The sequence below is a fragment of the Nonomuraea sp. NPDC051298 genome, assembly GCF_055586305.1.
Genome location: NZ_JBVJIM010000063.1, coordinates 1 through 2720, shown reverse-complemented (window position 1 = coordinate 2720; position 2720 = coordinate 1). Strand labels below are relative to the sequence as shown.

At 70.2% G+C, this 2720-nt stretch carries 2 protein-coding genes; both read right to left on the bottom strand.

Translation table 11 applies throughout. The annotated features are described in order from the left end of the window. Positions 1 to 129 precede the first annotated feature (129 nt). Positions 130 to 948, bottom strand: coding sequence for an IS21-like element helper ATPase IstB (istB, locus tag ACZ6S0_RS52885; protein ID WP_465928752.1), 819 nt, complete (start codon positions 946 to 948; stop codon positions 130 to 132). After that, entirely contained in the window at positions 945 to 2456 is a 1512-nt protein-coding gene (gene istA, locus ACZ6S0_RS52880; protein ID WP_465928750.1) for an IS21 family transposase, read from the bottom strand. The genes istB and istA overlap by 4 nt, the downstream gene beginning before the upstream one ends. Positions 2457 to 2720: the final 264 nt, after the last annotated feature.

Genomic DNA, 2720 nt, shown 5'->3' with positions numbered 1-2720 from the left:
TGTCAACGGACACGCTGACTTCCATGTAGGCGGGCATTGGTTTGCCAGGTGCGCGGACATCGGTTCTCCAGGCGTGGCCATGGTTTTCCAGGTGGGTGGCCAGTGGATGGTCGATCTCCGTGATGTGGATCAGGTCAACGGGACCACCCCCTTGCCGGCCAGGGCCTGGGCGAGCCGGTGACTGTCGCCGCTGGTCTGGATGAGGTGGGCGTGGTGCAGCAGCCGGTCGACGGTCGCGGTGGCGATGGTCTTGGGCATGATGGTGTCGAAACCGGAGGGGTGCAGGTTGCTGGTGACGGCGACGCTGCGGCGTTCGTAGGCGGCATCGACGATGCGGTAGAAGGCTTCGGCGGCCTCGCCGCTGACCGGCAGCATGCCGATGTCGTCGACCACGATCAAATCCGCGCGGCAGATCCTGGCGACAGTGCGGGCGATGGAGCCGTCGATCTTGGCTTTGCCGATGGTGGTGGTCAGAGTTTCCAGGGTGAACCAGGCCACCGTGTGGTCGTGGTCGATGGCGGCGTGGGCGAGGGCTTCGACCCAGTGGCTCTTGCCGGTGCCGGACGGGCCGCAGGCGATGAGGTTCTCGGCGCGGCCGATCCATTCCAGCGTGGCGAGCGCCTGCTGGGTGGGCGCGGGGATGGAGGAAGTGGCCGGGTCCCAGGTGGCCAGGGTTTTGCCGGTGGGCAGGGCGGCGCTTTTGCGGCGGGCGGCGCGGGTGGCCGCGTCTCGTCCGGTGACCTCCTCGGCCAGCAGCACCCGCACGACCTCGGCCGGGTCCCAGCGTTGGGCACGCGCGGTGGCGAGCACCTCGGGTGCGGCTTTGCGCAGATAGGGCAGCCGCATGCGGCGCAGCAGCGTCTCCAGTTCGGCTGGGATCGGCGGCGCGGCCGGGGCCGCCGCAGATACCGTCGCAGATACCAAGGCTGGGGTTGGGGTGATGGTCATCGCGGTGCTCCCTGCCTGCCGCTGATGGTCTGGCCGAAGGCGGCCCAGCCGGTGGTGCCGGGCTGGACGGAGTAGTGTTCGTCGGCACGCAGCACGCTCTGGCCGGCGCCGGTGCGTTCTTGGCGGGCCAGATGGTCGCAAATGGAGGCCAGGTCGCCGTCGGCGAAGCGGGCGTTGGCTGCGGCCAGTGCCAGGGCGGCGTCGACCAGGGGCGGGCCGAGCACGGCGGCCAGTTCGACCGCGGCGGTCATCTTGGTGCGGATCCGGGCGGCGCCGGCCGCGGCAGCCTCGATCAGCCAGGTGCGGGCGCCGTCGCCGATGTCCAGGAACGCCTGCTCGGCTGCGCTGCGTGGGGCGGGGACCGGCCGGCGGGGCTCGTTGCCGCCCGGATGGCCGGGGTAGTGGGCGTCGGTGATGCGCGCTCTGCCCGGCGTGGACAACTCGTGCCGGCAGAGCTCGGCCAGCCCGGCCGGGGTGCGGGCCACCACGACCAGCTCGCCGCCGTGGACGCGGCACCACACCCGCCGGCCGACATGCCCGGGCGGGGTGGAGTAGCGCACACCGCCGAAACGCACCGTCTGGTCGTCGTTGACCAGCCGCTCTTCGCCCAGCGCGAGCACGAACGGCTCGACGGGCAGCACATGCAGCCGTTCACGCTCGACCTGCAGCAGCTCGATCGGCGGGCGGCGGGTCTCGCGGTGCGGCCGCGCGTTGATCCGCTCACACCACACCCGGCAGGCGGCCTCCAGCTCGGCGAAGGTGGCGTACTGGCCGGTCAGGTTGGCCTCGGTCGGCACCAGATCCGCCTTGGCGATCTTCACGGTCGCCTCCGCGCCGCCCTTGGTCTCGGGATCGTAGGGCACGCACGAGCACACCACGCACCCGTAGTGCTGGCCCAGCGCGACCATGTCCGGGTTGCGCACCGCCACTCCGGCGATGTGCTCGATCGTGATCGTCTTGGCGTTGTCCGACAGCAGATACCGCGGCACCCCGCCGATCGCCCGCAGCGTCTGATCCAGGCAGGCCACCAGCCCGCCCATGCTCAGGTCCCAGACCGGCAGCACCATGCGGAAGCGGCACCAGGCCAGCCAGGCGCAAAACAGCCAGGTGCGCCGCCCGGCCACCCGTGGCCCCGCTCCCCAGTCGAACTGCAGCCACATCCCCGGTTCGGGGATCCACGGCCGATACGTCCGCCGCCGCCCCGTCCGCCAGGCCGTCTTGGCCGCCGCGACCGCCCGACGGGTCGAGCGCTCAGAGCCGGTATAGCCCATCCGCACCAGATCGGCGTGCAGCACATCGGCGCGGATTTTGCCCTGGGACTGCTCGACCTTCTCCTCCACCTTCTCCAGGAACGCATCGATCTTCTTCGGCCGCGGCCCGGCCTGGTGCGGGTTACCGCCCGCCTGGCGCACCGCGACATAGCGCTGCACCGTCTTGATGTCCACCCCGGCCAGCTGCGCCGCCGAATGCGCACACCGGGTCAAATCGAAAGCTTCCAGAATCTCCATGATCTCCCTGCCAGACTTGGCCAAGGGTTCCCTCCGCGAGACGAGGTCCGGACTGCACACCCGACACCTCACCCCCTCGCGGAGGGCGCCCACTCTGTTCATGGCTGGAGATCTTCCGTCCACCGGCCGTCAATCTTCCTGACCGCACAGCCGGACCCTGATGGCCGTATGCCTAGACCCGATGGCCATCAGCCAGGAATCCGTGATGACCGCCACACTCGACTCTCATGACCGCTCACCTGGAGTTTTCCACGGCCGCTCTCA